This is a genomic window from Amycolatopsis decaplanina DSM 44594 (assembly GCF_000342005.1).
In the GTDB taxonomy this organism is placed as follows: domain Bacteria; phylum Actinomycetota; class Actinomycetes; order Mycobacteriales; family Pseudonocardiaceae; genus Amycolatopsis; species Amycolatopsis decaplanina.
In genome coordinates, this window is sequence record NZ_AOHO01000048.1 from 613,359 (window position 1) to 629,587 (window position 16,229).

12 protein-coding genes are annotated in these 16,229 nt (G+C 66.8%); all 12 read left to right on the forward strand.

Annotated features, from left to right (window positions below; all coding sequences use genetic code 11):
* Positions 1-157: 157 nt before the first annotated feature.
* The 12 genes from H074_RS15605 (at position 158) to rpoB (ending at position 16,204) form a co-directional block, all read left to right on the forward strand.
* Positions 158-1,327, forward strand: a complete 1,170-nt coding sequence (locus tag H074_RS15605; RefSeq protein WP_007031006.1) for an ABC transporter ATP-binding protein — start codon at positions 158-160, stop codon at positions 1,325-1,327.
* A 38-nt stretch (positions 1,328-1,365) separates the two neighbouring features.
* A complete protein-coding gene (locus H074_RS15610) occupies positions 1,366-2,118 on the forward strand; it encodes an MlaE family ABC transporter permease (RefSeq protein ID WP_020633292.1) in 753 nt (250 codons plus the stop codon).
* 3 nt (positions 2,119-2,121) lie between these two features.
* On the forward strand, positions 2,122-2,958 hold the full coding sequence (locus H074_RS15615; protein ID WP_007031008.1) for an MlaE family ABC transporter permease: 837 nt from the start codon (positions 2,122-2,124) through the stop codon (positions 2,956-2,958).
* Complete coding sequence (locus H074_RS15620; protein WP_007031009.1) at positions 2,955-4,292, forward strand: MCE family protein; 1,338 nt, start codon at positions 2,955-2,957, stop codon at positions 4,290-4,292. Before H074_RS15615 ends, H074_RS15620 begins: the two co-directional genes overlap by 4 nt.
* Entirely contained in the window at positions 4,289-5,320 is a 1,032-nt protein-coding gene (locus H074_RS15625; protein WP_007031010.1) for an MCE family protein, read from the forward strand. The genes H074_RS15620 and H074_RS15625 overlap by 4 nt, the downstream gene beginning before the upstream one ends.
* On the forward strand, positions 5,317-6,303 hold the full coding sequence (locus tag H074_RS15630; protein WP_007031011.1) for an MCE family protein: 987 nt from the start codon (positions 5,317-5,319) through the stop codon (positions 6,301-6,303). Before H074_RS15625 ends, H074_RS15630 begins: the two co-directional genes overlap by 4 nt.
* On the forward strand, positions 6,300-7,478 hold the full coding sequence (locus H074_RS15635; RefSeq protein WP_007031012.1) for an MCE family protein: 1,179 nt from the start codon (positions 6,300-6,302) through the stop codon (positions 7,476-7,478). Before H074_RS15630 ends, H074_RS15635 begins: the two co-directional genes overlap by 4 nt.
* A gap of 23 nt (positions 7,479-7,501) precedes the next feature.
* The gene (locus H074_RS15640) at positions 7,502-8,746 is read left to right on the forward strand and encodes an MCE family protein (protein ID WP_007031013.1); all 1,245 of its coding nucleotides are present in this window, start codon (positions 7,502-7,504) and stop codon (positions 8,744-8,746) included.
* Positions 8,746-10,011: an MCE family protein gene (locus tag H074_RS15645; protein WP_007031014.1), complete on the forward strand. Its 1,266-nt coding sequence runs from the start codon at positions 8,746-8,748 to the stop codon at positions 10,009-10,011. The genes H074_RS15640 and H074_RS15645 overlap by 1 nt, the downstream gene beginning before the upstream one ends.
* A gap of 31 nt (positions 10,012-10,042) precedes the next feature.
* On the forward strand, positions 10,043-10,564 hold the full coding sequence (locus H074_RS15650) for a hypothetical protein (protein WP_007031015.1): 522 nt from the start codon (positions 10,043-10,045) through the stop codon (positions 10,562-10,564).
* A gap of 84 nt (positions 10,565-10,648) precedes the next feature.
* The gene (locus tag H074_RS15655; RefSeq protein WP_039922456.1) at positions 10,649-11,629 is read left to right on the forward strand and encodes a hypothetical protein; all 981 of its coding nucleotides are present in this window, start codon (positions 10,649-10,651) and stop codon (positions 11,627-11,629) included.
* Between the two features lie 1,074 nt (positions 11,630-12,703).
* A complete protein-coding gene (rpoB, locus tag H074_RS15660; RefSeq protein WP_039922458.1) occupies positions 12,704-16,204 on the forward strand; it encodes a DNA-directed RNA polymerase subunit beta in 3,501 nt (1,166 codons plus the stop codon).
* The last annotated feature ends 25 nt before the right edge of the window (positions 16,205-16,229 follow it).

The following is a 16,229-nucleotide window of genomic DNA, read 5'->3' on the forward strand; positions in this document are numbered from 1 at the left end:
GGGTCTGGCCAGAAAAGAAAACTGGTGAGTAACCTGTTCGCACTCAGCTCGTTGCACCTGGTTGACGCGGGTATCGCTGCGCGAACGCATGCGTCCTCTCGGGCCAGTGGCACGGGACGGCAGTGCGCGACGACGCGGAACAGCTCCTGGAGGTGCGATGGGTGCCGAGGTGGTCATCGAAGGTCTTTCCAAGTCCTTCGGTAAGCAGGCCATCTGGCGGGACGTCACGCTGACCCTGCCTCCGGGCGAGGTCTCGGCGATGCTCGGTCCGTCCGGAACCGGTAAGTCCGTCTTCTTGAAGTCGATGATCGGTCTGCTCAAACCGGACCGCGGCCGTTGCATGATCAACGGCGTCGACATCGTGACGTGTTCCGAACACCAGCTCTACGAGGTGCGCAAACTCTTCGGCGTCCTTTTCCAGGACGGCGCGCTGTTCGGCTCGATGAACCTCTACGACAACGTGGCGTTCCCCCTGCGGGAGCACACGAAGAAGTCGGAGACCGAGGTCCGCCGGATCGTGCTCGAGAAGCTCGAGATGACCGGTCTCAACGGCGCCGACAAGAAGCTGCCCGGTGAGATCTCCGGTGGTATGCGCAAGCGCGCCGGTCTCGCCCGCGCCTTGGTGCTGGACCCGCAGATCATCCTGGTCGACGAGCCGGACTCCGGTCTCGACCCGGTCCGCACCACCTACATCTCCCAGCTCTTCCTGGACGTCAACGCGCAGATCGACGCGACGTTCCTGATCGTCACGCACAACATCAACCTCGCCCGCACCGTTCCGGACAACCTGGGCATGCTCTTCCGCAAGGAACTGGTCATGTTCGGCCCGCGCGAGGTGCTGCTGACCAGCGAGGAGCCGGTCGTCAAGCAGTTCCTCAACGGCAAGATGGACGGCCCCATCGGCATGAGCGAGGAGAAGGACTCGGCCCAGCTCGCGGCGGAACGCGCCATGTTCGAGGCCGGTCACCACGCGGGCGGTGTCGAGGACATCAGCGGGGTGCCGCCGCAGATGCAGCCGACGCCCGGCGTGCCGACCCGGATGGGTGCGGTCCGCCGCAAGGACCGCGTCATGCAGATCCTGCACGGCCTGCCGCCCGAGGCACAGCAGAGCATCATCGAGTCGCTGTCCCCGGAGGAGCAGCAGCGCTACGGCGTCCGCCCGCAGCGGCTCGCGACCGCCGGCCACCGGTCGGCGCCCGCCGAGAGCTCGGTGCCGAATCACCACCAGGGGCAGCTGCCCGACGACCAGGTCGCCCACATCCCGCATCCGGGAAGACCGGGTAACCACCGCTTGCGGCCACATGATCCGGGGTCAGGTGGCGCGTGAGCTCTTCCGCTTCATCGGCGAAGATCCCCGGGATCGGCATGTTGCGCGAGACCGGGAACCTGTTCGCCCTTGGCCTCGACATCGTTCGTGGCATCTTCCAGCGCCCGTTCCAGCTGCGGGAGTTCATCCAGCAGGCCTGGTTCATCGCGAGCGTCACGATCCTGCCGACGGCGCTCGTCGCGATCCCGTTCGGCGCGGTCATCTCGCTGCAGTTCGGTTCCCTCGCCCGCCAGCTCGGCGCCCAGTCCTACACGGGCGCCGGGTCGGTGCTCGCCACCGTGCAGCAGGCCAGTCCGCTGGTCACGGCGCTGCTGGTCGCGGGCGCCGGCGGTAGCGCCGTCTGCGCCGACATCGGCGCGCGGACCATCCGTGAAGAGATCGACGCCATGGAGGTGCTCGGCGTCTCCGCGGTGCAGCGGCTGATCGTGCCGCGTGTGCTCGCGATGATGCTGGTGGCGCTCCTGCTGAACGGCATGGTCAGCGTCATCGGCGTGCTCGGCGGGTACTTCTTCAACGTCGTCCTCCAGGGCGGGACGCCGGGCGCGTACCTGGCGAGCTTCTCCGCGCTGGCCCAGCTGCCGGACCTCTGGGTCGGCGAGCTGAAGGCGCTGATCTTCGGCTTCATCGCCGCGGTCGTCGCCTCCTACCGGGGACTGAACCCGTCCGGCGGCCCGAAGGGCGTCGGCGACGCGGTGAACCAGTCGGTCGTCATCACGTTCCTCATGCTGTTCGTGGTGAACTTCGTGATCACGCTGATCTACCTGCAGATCGTGCCCGGAAAGCTGGACTGACGCATGACCTTCCTTACACGCGCCAAGGGGGTCGCCAACCGTCCTTTGCAGACTCTGGACAGTCTCGGCGACCAGATGTCGTTCTACGGCCGCGCGTTGCTGTGGACGCCGCGGACGTTGCGTCGTTACACCAAAGAAGTCCTGCGGCTGCTCGCCGAAGTGAGCTTCGGTTCCGGCTCGCTCGCCGTCATCGGCGGCACGGTCGGCGTGATGGTCGGCCTGACCCTGTTCACCGGTGTCCTCGTCGGTCTTCAGGGTTACTCGGCGCTGAACTCGATCGGCACCTCGGCCTTCACCGGCTTCCTGACCGCGTTCTTCAACACCCGTGAGATCGCCCCGCTGGTCGCCGGTCTCGCGCTTTCGGCGACGGTCGGCGCCGGGTTCACCGCCCAGCTGGGTGCGATGCGGATCTCGGAGGAGATCGACGCGCTCGAGGTCATGGGCGTGCCGAGCCTGCCGTACCTGGTGACCACGCGGATCATCGCCGGTTTCGTCGCGGTCATCCCGCTGTACGTCATCGGCCTGCTGAGTTCGTATCTCGCGTCCCGGTTGGTCGTTATCTACATCTACAACCAGTCAGCGGGTACCTACGACCATTATTTCGACCTGTTCCTACCACCACAGGATGTGTTGTATTCCTTCATCAAGGTGCTGTTGTTCAGCGTCTTGATCATCCTGTCCCATTGTTATTTCGGATACCGGGCCTCCGGTGGCCCCGCCGGTGTCGGCGTGGCGGTCGGCAAGGCGGTCCGGCTGAGCATCGTCACGGTGTCCATCATGAACTTCTTCATCGGTTTCGCGATCTGGGGAACCGACGTCACGGTGAGGATCGCAGGATGATCGCGACAGTCCGGCGCAGGTTGCTCGGCCTGCTTCTGGTCGCCGTGCTCGTCGGCGGGGTGGCGCTGAGCATCGCGCTGTACCAGAAGGCCTTCACGCCGGTGGTGAGCGTGAAGCTCCAGTCCGGCAACATCGGCAACCAGTTGCTGAAGCAGTCCGACGTGAAGGTCCGCGGCCTCATCGTCGGTTCGGTGAAGGACATCGCCGCGACCCCGGACGGCGCCGAACTCACGCTCGCACTGAATCCGGAGTCGGCGAAACTGATTCCCCAGAACGTTTCGGCGCGATTCCTGCCGAAGACGTTGTTCGGTGAGCGCTTCGTCTCCCTCGAAATCCCGGACGTGCCTTCGTCGAAGACGATCGCCGAGGGTGACGTGATCACGCAGGACCGCACGTCCGGCGCGGTCGAGCTGGAGCAGGCCTTCGCCCATCTGATGCCGGTCTTGCAGGCGGTCCAGCCGCAGAAGCTGTCGAGCACGCTTTCGGCGATCGCAGGCGCGCTCAACGGCCGCGGCGGCCAGCTCGGCGACACCCTCGCGCAGCTCGGCACCTACGTCGGGGACCTGAACCCGCACGAACCCCAGCTCCAGCAGAACCTCAAGGAGCTCGCGAAGTTCTCGGACAACCTCAACGCCGTCGCCCCGGATCTGGTGCAGACCTTGGACAACCTGAGCACCACCACCCGCACCGTGGTGGACCAGAAGATGAACCTGGCGAACCTCTACGGCAGCGTCACCCAGGCTTCGGTCGATCTGCAGACCTTCCTGCGGAACAACGCCGACAACCTGATCCGGCTCGCCGACACCGCCCGTCCGACGGCGGAGCTGCTGGCGAAGTACGCGCCGGAGTACCCGTGCGTGATCGGGCAGATGGCGGACAACCTGCCGAAGATCGACAAGGCGCTCGGCAAGGGGACCAACCGGCCCGGTCTGCACGCGACCATCGAGATCACCGTCAACCGTGGGCCGTACCTGCCGGGCAAGGACGAGCCGAGGTTCGAGGACAAACGCGGTCCGCGCTGTTACGACCTGAAGCAGTTCCCGGACCCATTCCCGCAGTACCCGCCGGACGGCCCGATCAAGGACGGCAGCACGGTCAAACCGCCGGCGCGGTCGGCCAACGACGGCCTTTCGCCTTCGAACGGCTTCGCGAACGTAGGCGGCTACAACGGCGGGGGAGCGCCCGGCGGTAGCCCGTCCTACAGCGCGTCCGAATCGGACTTCCTCGCGCAGCTGGTCGCCCCGCAGGTCGGCATGTCCGCCTCGGACGTGCCCGGCTGGGGATCGCTGCTCGTCGGTCCGCTCTACCGTGGGGCGGAGGTGCACGTCCAGTGAGGGGACTGCTCGCTCCGCTGATCAAACTCGGCGCCTTCATCGTGGTCACCGTGCTGTTCACGACGATCCTCGGGATCAGCATCGCCAACGTGAACACCACCAGCACCAACGCCTACAAGGCACGGTTCAGCGACGCCACCTTGTTGCTGCCCAACGACGACGTCCGCATCGCCGGCGTCCGGGTCGGGCAGGTCAAGGACGTCCGCATCGTCGACCGCCGCCAGGCCGAGGTCGAGTTCGAAGTGGACGCCGGCCGCAAGCTGCCCGCCGGGGTCACCGCGCAGATCAAGTTCCGGAACCTGGTCGGCCAGCGCTACGTCTCGCTCGGGCAGGGCACCGATTCGTCGGGGAAGAACCTGGAGCCCGGCGGGAACATCCCGCTGGAGCGGACCACGCCCGCGCTCGACCTGACGCAGCTGTTCAACGGGTTCAAACCGCTGTTCACCGCGCTCAACCCGGACGACATCAACAAGCTGTCCTACGAGGTCATCCAGGTCCTGCAGGGCGAGGGCGGCACGATCGAAAGCCTGTTGAAGCACACCGCGTCGCTGGCCACCACGATCTCCGACAAGGACAAGGTGATCGGCGAGGTCATCGACAACCTGAACTCGGTGCTCGACACGGTCAACGCGCACACGCCGCAGCTGAACGATCTGATCGTCAAGCTGCAGCAGCTGGTCTCCGGGCTGGCCGCGGACCGCGAGCCGATCGGTGACGCCATCGACTCGCTCGGCACCCTCGCCCAGACGACCTCCGGGCTGCTCGGCGAGGCCCGCGAGCCGCTCAAGCAGGACATCGCCGCGCTCGGCACGTTGACGAAGAACCTCAACGACAGCCAGCCGATCGTCGAGCATTTCATCCAGTTCCTGCCGCAGAAGGTGACGGCGCTGACCCGCACGGCCGACTACGGCTCCTGGTTCAACTTCTTCGCCTGTGAGCTGAAGGGGGCCGTCGCCCTGCCTCCGCTGATCAACGCGCCGATCGACCTGCCGCTGCTGCCGGTGAACCGGGCGAGGTGCACGGCATGAAGTCGTTCCAGAAACGCAATCCGATCCCGATCGCGCTGGTCGGCATCTCGGTGCTGCTGCTCGGTTTCATCGCCGCGCTCAACTCGGAGGACCTGCCGGTCATCGGCGGCGGGACGACCTACACCGCGGACTTCAGCGAGGCCTCGGGCCTGCAGGAGGACAACGACGTCCGGGTCGCCGGCGTGAAGGTCGGCAAGATCTCCGAGATCAAGCTCGACGGCGACAAGGTCCGGGTCTCCTTCAAGGTCAAGGACGCCTGGCTGGGCGACAAGACCAGCGCGGCGATCAAGATCAAGACCGTGCTCGGCCAGAAGTACCTGGCGCTCGACCCGCAGGGGCAGCGCACGCTCGACCCGAGCGCGACCATCCCGCGTGAGCGCACGATGTCGCCGTTCGACGTCCTCGACGCTTTCCGCGGGCTTTCGCAGACCGTCGACGACATCGACACGACGCAGCTGGCGAAGAGCTTCGACGTCATCACGGAGACCTTCGCGGAGACCCCGGCGGACGTGAAGAGCGCCCTGAACGGCCTTTCCCGCCTCTCGGACACCATCGCTTCGCGGGACTCGCAGCTGGCGAACCTGCTCGCGAACACGCGACAGGTCTCGCAGACGCTCGTCGACCGTGACGCCGAGTTCCAGAAGCTGCTGGCCGACGGCAACAAGCTGCTCGGCGAGGTGTCCCGTCGCAAGGACGCGATCGCCGCGCTGCTGGACGGCTCGCGCAACCTCGCCACCCAGCTCAAGGGCCTGGTCGACGACAACGACGCGCAGCTCGACCCGGTGCTCACCCAGCTCGACCAGCTGACCTCGATGCTGCAGCGCAACCAGGACGCCCTCGGCCAGGGCATCGCGCGGTTCGCGCCGTTCATCCGGGTGTTCACGAACACGATCGGCAACGGCCGCTGGTTCGACAACTACATCTGCGGACTGGTCCTGCCGTCGTTCGGGCCGATCAACGACAAGGGGTGCTACGAGAAATGAGTACCCGTCTCGGAGCCGGCCTGGCTCGTGGCTTCACCATCGCGATCGTGCTCGCGCTGGTCGTCGCCGGCGCGCTGTGGTGGACGCTCAAGGACGCCGGCCGCAACCACGTGACCGCGTATTTCGCCGGCACGGTCGGCCTCTACGAAGGCAACAGTGTCCGCATGCTCGGTGTGGACATGGGCACGGTCACCAAGATCCAGCCGATGGGCAACCAGGTCCGCGTCGAACTCGAGTACGACCGTTCGGTAGCGGTGCCCGCGGACGCGAAGGCGATCATCGTGTCGCCGTCGCTGGTCAGTGACCGCTACGTGCAGCTCGCCCCCGCCTACAAGGGCGGCCCGCGGATCGCCGACGGCGCCGTCATTGGCCTCGACCGCACCGAGGTCCCGCTGGAGGTCGACGAGCTCGCCGCCAGCCTCTCCCGGGTCAGCAAGTCGCTCGGGCCCAACGGCGCCAACAAGAACGGTTCGCTGTCGAATCTGCTCGACACCGCCGCGAAGAACTTCGACGGCAACGGGCAGGCGCTGCACGACACGATCACGAAGCTCGGCCAGGCCGCGGGCACGTTGTCGGGTAACAAGGACGACCTGTTCAAGACCGTCGAGAACCTCGGCTCCTTCTCGCAGACGCTGGTGAACAGCGACAAGCAGGTCCGCGACTTCGAGCGGCAGCTCGCCGACGTCAGCGGATTCCTCGCGGGGGAGCGGGAGAACCTCTCGGCGACGGTGAAGCAGCTGTCGGACACGCTCACCGCGGTGCAGGCGTTCATCGAGAAGAACCGCGACCGGCTCAAGTCCAATGTGGACAAGCTGGCCAGTGTGACCAAGGTGCTCGTGGACCAGCGCGGCGCGCTCGCCGAGATTCTCGACGTCGCCCCGGTCGGCCTCGGGAACCTGGTCAACACCTACAACGCCTCGTCGGGCACGCTCGACGCGCGGGCCAACCTCAACGAGCTCACCCAGCCACCGCTGGTGATGGTGTGCAACCTGCTCAAGCAGACCCCGGACGCGCTCGACGCGCTGGGCGACGCGTGCAAGGGGATCGCCGGACTGGTCGACGGGCTGGTGCCGCTGCCGTCGATCGCGCAGGTGATCCAGTCCTCGCAAGCGGGCCAGTTGCCGCCGCTTCCGCTCCCCATCGCCGGTCAGCTCTACGGAACGGCGGCGAAGTGATGAGCTGCAAAGAAACAGGACTCATGGCGCAGAGCTCAGCCGACGAGCACGGAGTGCCGCGAAAGACACTGAAGAAACTCGCTCTCATCGCCTCCGGGACCGTCGCGGCGCTGACGTTGAGCGGCTGCGGGTTCAGCGGGATCTACGACGTCCCGCTGCCCGGTGGCGCCGAACTCGGTGACCACCCCTACACGGTCAAGGTGCAGTTCCGGGACGTCCTCGACCTGACCCCGCAGGCCGGGGTGAAGGTCAACGAGGTCTCGATCGGCCGCGTCGAAGCGATCGGACTGACCCAGGACGGCTGGAACGCCGAAGTCACCCTCCGGGTGAACGGCGACGTGAAGCTGCCGGCGAACGCGCTCGCCAACGTGCGGCAGTCGAGCCTGCTCGGTGAGAAATACGTCGAGCTGGCCGCGCCCGCCGACGGCCAGGGCAAACTCGCCGACAACGCGGTGATCCCGCTGGCCCGCACGAACCGCAGCGTCGAGGTCGAAGAACTGCTCGGTGCGCTTTCGCTGCTGCTCAACGGCGGCGGGGTCGAACAGCTCAACACCATCACCAAGGAACTCAACAACGCCACCAGCGGCCGCTCGCCGGAGCTGAAGGCGCTGCTGAACAACACCAACGAGCTGGTCACGAACCTGGACCGGCAGTCCGCGAACATCACGCGGGCACTCGACGGGCTGAACCGGCTCTCGTCCACGCTGAACGGCCAGAAGGACAAGCTGGTCGGCGCGGTCGACAACCTCGGTCCCGGCCTCGGTGTGCTGGAGCAGCAGCGCGGCCAGCTGGTGACCATGCTGAACGCGCTCAACCACCTCTCCGGTGTCGCCGTCGACACGGTGAACAAGAGCAAGGAAGACCTCGTCGCCGACCTCAAGGCGCTTCAGCCGACGCTGCAGAAGCTCGGCGAGGCCGGCTCGGATCTGCCGAAGGCGCTGGAGATCCTGTTGACCTTCCCGTTCAGCGACGCCGCCTACGACGGGGTCAAGGGTGACTACTTCAACTTGTTCGCGAAGGTTGACCTGAACCTGAACGAGATCCTCAAGAACCTCGGCCGCAGCCGTGAGAACGGGCTCAAGGACATCGTCCCGGTGCCGGGACTGACCGGGGGCACCGAGGGGCCGGGCGCGAACCCGCCGCTGCCGATCCCGGACAGCGTAGGCGGCACCCAGACCGGCCAGGCGAGTGCGCCGCAGGGTGGCGGGCAGCCGCGACAGACCGGACCCGCCGGGATCTTCGGCGTGCTGTCGGGAGGTGCCGGCTGATGCTGGTTCGTAGGACGAAGATCCAGCTGGTCGCGTTCGCGATCATCTCCGTGGTCTTCATCGTGTACGCGCTGATCCGGTTCGCCGGGCTCGGCCAGGTCTTCGGCGACGAGGGCTACACGGTGAAGCTGCAGCTCAAGCAATCGGGCGGCATCTTCACCAACGCCGAGGTCACGTACCGGGGCTTCAACATCGGCAGGGTCGGCGAGCTGCGCCTGACCAAGACCGGACTGGAAGCCGACCTCAATATCGCGCCGGACGCCCCGCAGGTGCCCGCCGATCTGGACGCCGTGGTCGCGAACCGGTCGGCGGTCGGTGAGCAGTTCGTCGACCTGCGGCCGAAGAGCGAGCAGGGACCGTTCCTGAACTCGGGTTCGGTCATCCCGGCCGACAAGGTCAAGACGCCGGTGCCCACCGAGCAGCTCATCGGCGACCTCGACAGCCTCGCGGCGTCGGTGCCGACCGACTCGCTGCGCAAGGTCGTCGACGAGTCGTACAACGCCTTCAACGGCACCGGCCCGGACCTGCAGCGGCTGCTCGACACCGCGCGGAGCTTCACCACGACCGCGCAGGAGTACCTGCCGCAGACCGTCCAGCTGCTGGAAAAGGGCGGACAGGTCCTCGAAACGCAGAACGACATGGCGAGCTCGATGAAGTCGTTCAGCGCCGACCTCGACAAGCTCTCGGGCACGCTGAAGAACTCCGACGCCGACATCCGTCGGCTGATCGGGATCACCCCGCAGGTGGCGAACCAGATCAGTTCGGTGCTCGCCGAATCCGGACCGGGGCTGGGCGCGCTGACGGCGAACCTGCTCACGACGTCGAACCTGCTGGTGACCCGGCTCGACGGGCTCGAACAGGGCCTGGTGACCTATCCGATGCTGGCGGCGGGCGCGAACAGCGTCGCCAACGACGGCACCGCGCACCTGGGCCTCGCGCTCAACCTGTTCAACCCGCCTTCGTGCACCAAGGGCTACATCGGACTCGACAAGTACCGCGAAGGCACCGACACGACGCCTCGCGCGCCGAAGGACGACGCGTACTGCGCCGAGCCGAAGGGCAGCCCGATCAACGTGCGCGGTTCGCAGAACGTGCCGTACAACGGGGTCCCGCAGATCCCGTCGGAAGGCGACGTCGCGGCGAACGCCGGCCGTTCCGCCGAGGAACTGGCCAGCCTGCGCGCGGCGCAGGGCATGCCGAGCGTCCTGCAGAGCCCCGGGGTCAGCCTGCCCACCCTCGGCACGCTGCTGGGCCTGCCCGGCTGAGCCCGAGACCGTATATCTAACCTGGAGCGTCATGAGTTCTTCTCGATCGCGGACCCTGGTCCTCGGGGCGGCGGCGTTCGCGCTCGCGGCCTTCGTCGCCGCGGCGATCTTCGGTGTCATGTGGGCCGTGGCCGCGTCGGACGACAACGCCGACCTGGCGCGCTCGCGGGACGAGGTGGTCAAGGCGGGCGGCACCGCGATCAAGGCGTACACCGAGGTCGACTTCGAGAACCTCGACGAGTTCTTCAACAAGCAGAAGGCCGTCTCCGACGACAAGATGAGCCAGCAGCTGGCCCAGCTGGAGCCGACCTACCGCAAGGCGCTCGGCGACGCGAAGACCAAGGTCGTGACCACCATCCAGGACATCGCGGTCGAGGAACTCGACGACCACGAGGGCAAGGCGAGTTTCCTCGCCGCCATCTCCACCCAGGTCACCCAGGGCGACAAGGCGAGCTCGAAGGCGTTGCGCCTGGAGGTCTCGATGACCCGGGTCGGGGATGAGTGGAAGCTGTCCGGGATCGACAACGTGCCCCTCGTCGCGGCCGGTCAGTAAGAGCGTCACCTAGAACGGAGCCACGTAGTGCCCCCCTCCCGTCGCCAGCCCCCTCGCAGCACTCCGCCGGTGCGCCGCCCCCGGGTGGCCGGTCTGCGACGGCCCGGTGCGTCTCCTGCTCCCGCTTCCGCCTCGGAAGCGCCTGTTTCGGAGGTCGAGGCCGACGAGACGCCGGTGACGGTTCGCCGTCCGTCTCCGCGACCGGCTCCGCGTCCTGCGCCTGAACCCGAACCTGTCGAGGCCGCTGAGGCTCCTGAGGTCGTGGAGTCCGTTGAGGACACTGCTGAGCCTGAGGTGGCCGCTGTCGAGGCTCCTGAAGCGCCCGACGCTCCCGAAGCTCCCGACGACGAGGTTGTCGCGAAGCCGAGCCCGCGTGCGAAGGTCCGTGCGGCCGCCGAAGAGAAGCCAGACGACATCGAAGAGGCCGAAGCCGAGGTCGCCTCGGAGCCTTCGGAGGCTTCAGAGGCTTCAGCGGCCGAGAAGAAACCGGGCTCCAGGCAGCTGATCCTGGCGGGCGCGCTGGTCGTCGTCGGGCTGCTGCTGGCCGCGACCGCCGTGCTCTTCAAGATCCAGGCCGACGACGTCTCCAGCTCGACGAACAACACGGCGCTGCTGGACGTCGCGAAGACCGCGCAGGTCAAGGACCAGGTCGCGAAGGCGACCGAGGCGCTGTTCTCGTACGACTACAACAACATCGCGAAGACCGAGACCGCGGCGGGCGATCTGCTGGTCAACGACGAGGTGCGGGCGAAGTACAACCTGCTGATGGGCGAGGTCAAACGGCTGGCCCCGCAGCAGAAGATGGTCGTGACCTGCAAGGTCACCCGCAGCGCCGTCATCCGGCTGGAGGGCGACCGGGCCGACGTGATGGTGTTCGTCGACCAGAGCTCGACGCGGGCCGACACGAACAAGACCACCGCCGGGAGCGCGCAGCTGCACTTGAACGCGGAGCTGCAGGGCGACAAGTGGAAGATCACGGCGATGAACACCTACGCCGCTCCGCCCAACCCGGCCGCTTCCTCGGCCCCCGCCTCACCCCCTGCTTCCCCGGCCCCCTCGAAGTGACCCCGCCGGATCGCGTTTAGCCCGCTAAACGCAGGTCCGCCGCGCTCGTGCTTGTCCGTGAAGGCCTCCTTGAGGGCCCCAGAGTCCCTCAAGGAGGCCTTCACGGCTCTTCCAGCCCACACCCCGCGCGAGTCGCGTTTAGCCCGCTAAACGCGATCCGCCCGGCGTGACGGTCACCTGGTGCGTCTGGTGGTCGTGAGTGGTGGGGACGGTTAGAACCGTCCCCACCACTCACGAGCACCGCTACGGTCCGCCGCTCAGGTCGCCTGAAGTAGGTGAAGGCCTTCACGCGCCGACCCACCTGGCCGACCATGCGGCCCCGCCTCCACCGACGTCGCGGAAGCCTCTTTCACAACGTCGAAGGTGGCGAAAGAAGCTTTCGCAACACCCCACGTTTGCCTTCCGCCTCAATAACCCGAATCGCCACTCACGCCCCCAGGCCCCCGGGCTCTCCGAGCGGATCGCGTTTAGCGGGCTAAACGCGATCCGGGGGCCTCTCCTGTGCCCCGCACCAGAAGACTCACCGATCACAACCGCCACACGCCCCGGAACACCCGAAGACGCTCCAGAACACCCCGCCCCCAACCCGGTGACTCTCCGAAGCACCCCCTCCACGGGATCGCGTTTAGCCCGCTAACCGCAGGTCGGCGCCCCAACGCCGTCACCTGCGGGTATTGGGCGGTAACCAGAATGATCGTCCTGTGAAGCACACCGTGCGGAGCTTCTTCGACGCTGCGCCAACCGGCGGGACCACCGCGCGGCATCTTGACTCAGAGCCCCTGTGGGGTCACGCTTACTGGCAACGGTGAGAACCGGCGGTGCCCTTGCGGGAGGGACGGTCCGGGGAGGCCGAGGAGAGGCATACCTGAAGACGTTGCGATGCAGGCTGGGCCCCATCGGGAGCGCCCCCTGGACAGACCGCGACGTTCGGGCTAGACTGCTTCTTTGCGCTGCCCTCTTTCAGGCTGCCCGGAGCCGGTAGTTAGGATAGTGGGCACACGGCACCCTTGACAGACCGCATCAGCTGTTGCTGACGCGGCTGCTCACCGCTCATTGTCCCCGGAAGGACGCATCTTGGCAGTCTCTCCCGCGAACCAGGCCACTGCTGCGACCACCTCGGCTGTATCTCGCTCGGAGTCCACGGGAATCCCGGGAGCCCCCAAGCGGGTCTCCTTCGCAAAGATTCGCGAGCCGCTCAGCACCCCGAACCTGCTCGACGTGCAGATCAGGTCCTTTGAATGGTTCACCGGCGACGAGGCGTGGTTCGAACGCCGCGTCGAAGAAGGTGAAGAAAACCCGGTCGGCGGCCTGGAAGAGGTCCTCAACGAGATCTCGCCGATCGAAGACTTCTCCGGATCCATGTCGCTGTCCTTCTCCGACCCGCGCTTCGACGAGGTCAAGGCCTCCGTCGAGGAGTGCAAGGACAAGGACATGACGTACGCGGCCCCGCTGTTCGTGACCGCCGAGTTCGTGAACAACAACACCGGCGAGATCAAGAGCCAGACGGTCTTCATGGGCGACTTCCCGGTGATGACCGACAAGGGCACCTTCGTCATCAACGGCACCGAGCGTGTCGTCGTGTCCCAGCTGGTCCGTTCGCCGGGTGTGTACTTCGACACCAGCGTCGACAAGACCACGGACAAGGACGTCTTCAACGTCCGCGTCATCCCGAGCCGGGGTGCCTGGCTCGAGTTCGACGTCGACAAGCGCGACACCGTCGGCGTCCGCATCGACCGCAAGCGCCGCCAGCCGGTCACCGTGCTGCTGAAGGCGCTCGGCTGGACCACCGAGGCCATCCGCGAGCGCTTCTCGTTCTCCGAGACGCTGCTCGCCACCCTCGAGAAGGACCACACCGCCGGCACCGACGAGGCGCTGCTCGACATCTACCGCAAGCTGCGCCCGGGCGAACCGCCCACGAAGGAGAGCGCGCAGACGCTGCTGGAGAACCTGTTCTTCAAGCCGAAGCGCTACGACCTGGCCAAGGTCGGCCGGTACAAGCTGAACAAGAAGCTCGGCCTGACCACGCCGTACGACACCGGGACGCTGACCGAAGAGGACATCGTCTCGACGATCGAGTACCTGGTCCGCCTGCACGCCGGTGAGGACAAGGCGACCGTCGGCGACCAGGTCATCCCGGTCGAGACCGACGACATCGACCACTTCGGCAACCGTCGTCTCCGCACCGTCGGCGAGCTCATCCAGAACCAGATCCGCGTGGGTCTGTCCCGGATGGAGCGCGTCGTCCGCGAGCGGATGACCACGCAGGACGTCGAGGCGATCACGCCGCAGACCCTGATCAACATCCGTCCCGTCGTGGCGGCGATCAAGGAGTTCTTCGGCACTTCGCAGCTGTCGCAGTTCATGGACCAGAACAACCCGCTGTCGGGGCTGACGCACAAGCGTCGTCTGTCCGCCCTCGGCCCGGGTGGTCTGTCGCGTGAGCGCGCCGGCATGGAGGTCCGGGACGTCCACCCGTCGCACTACGGCCGCATGTGCCCGATCGAGACGCCGGAAGGCCCGAACATCGGCCTGATCGGTTCGCTCTGCTCGTACGCGCGGGTCAACCCGTTCGGTTTCATCGAGACCCCGTACCGCAAGGTCGTCGAGGGTCGCGTCACCGACCAGGTCGACTACCTCACCGCGGACGAGGAAGACCGTTACGTGAAGGCGCAGGCCAACGCGCCGATCTCGGACGACGGCACCTTCGTCGAAGAGCGCGTCCTGGTCCGTAAGAAGGGCGGCGAGGTCGAGCTGATCGACCCGCTGGACGTGGACTACATGGACGTCTCGCCGCGGCAGATGGTCTCGGTCGCGACGGCGATGATCCCGTTCCTCGAGCACGACGACGCGAACCGCGCGCTCATGGGCGCGAACATGCAGCGTCAGGCCGTTCCGCTGCTGCGCAACTCGGCCCCGCTGGTCGGCACCGGCGTGGAGCTGCGTGCCGCGGTGGACGCCGGTGACGTGCTCGTCGCCGAGCAGGCCGGTGTGGTCGAGGAGCTCTCGGCCGACCTGATCACGATCATGCACGACGACGGCACGCGGAAGAGCTACGGACTGTACAAGTTCCGTCGCTCGAACCACGGCACCTGCTTCAACCACCGCCCGATCGTCAACGAGGGCGACAGGGTCGAGCAGGGGCAGGTCATCGCCGACGGCCCGTCCACCGAGAACGGTGAGATGGCGCTCGGCAAGAACCTCCTCGTCGCGGTCATGCCGTGGGAGGGCCACAACTACGAGGACGCGATCATCCTCTCTGAGCGCCTGGTGCAGGACGACGTGCTCACGTCGATCCACATCGAGGAGCACGAGATCGACGCCCGCGACACCAAGCTGGGCGCCGAGGAGATCACCCGGGACATCCCGAACGTCTCCGAGGAGGTCCTGGCCGACCTCGACGAGCGCGGCATCATCCGCATCGGTGCCGAGGTCCGCGACGGCGACATCCTGGTCGGCAAGGTCACGCCCAAGGGTGAGACCGAGCTGACCCCGGAGGAGCGTCTGCTCCGCGCGATCTTCGGCGAGAAGGCCCGGGAGGTCCGCGACACCTCGCTGAAGGTGCCGCACGGTGAGACCGGCAAGGTCATCGGCATCCGCGTGTTCTCGCGCGAGGACGACGACGAGCTGCCCCCGGGCGTCAACGAACTGGTCCGCGTCTACGTGGCCCAGAAGCGGAAGATCCAGCCGGGCGACAAGCTCGCCGGCCGCCACGGGAACAAGGGTGTCATCGGCAAGATCCTTCCCGCCGAGGACATGCCGTTCATGGAGGACGGCACGCCCGTCGACATCATCCTGAACACCCACGGTGTCCCGCGTCGTATGAACATCGGCCAGGTCCTGGAGCTTCACCTGGGCTGGCTGGCGTCGCAGGGGTGGAAGATCGAGGGCAACCCGGAGTGGGCGAAGAACCTCAACGAGGAGCTCTACGACGTCGATCCCGGCACGAACACCGCGACCCCGGTGTTCGACGGCGCCAAGGAAGAGGAGCTCACCGGGCTGCTCGGCGCGACCAAGCCGAACCGCGACGGCGAGCGCATGGTCAAGCAGAACGGCAAGGCCACGCTGCTGGACGGCCGCTCCGGCGAGCCGTACCCGTACCCGGTCTCCGTCGGCTACATGTACATCCTGAAGCTGCACCACCTGGTCGACGACAAGATCCACGCCCGGTCCACCGGTCCGTACTCGATGATCACGCAGCAGCCGCTGGGTGGTAAGGCGCAGTTCGGTGGCCAGCGCTTCGGTGAGATGGAGTGCTGGGCGATGCAGGCGTACGGCGCCGCGTACACCCTGCAGGAGCTCCTGACGATCAAGTCGGACGACGTGGTCGGCCGCGTCAAGGTGTACGAGGCCATCGTCAAGGGGGAGAACATCCCCGAGCCGGGTATCCCGGAGTCGTTCAAGGTGCTCCTGAAGGAGCTCCAGTCGCTCTGCCTCAACGTCGAGGTGCTGTCCAGCGACGGCGCCGCGATCGAGATGCGCGACTCCGACGACGAGGACCTCGAGCGTGCCGCGGCCAACCTCGGCATCAACCTGTCCCGCAACGAGTCGCCCTCGGTGGACGACGTCGTGCACTGACCCGCGATGAGGCGGGAGCCGCCAA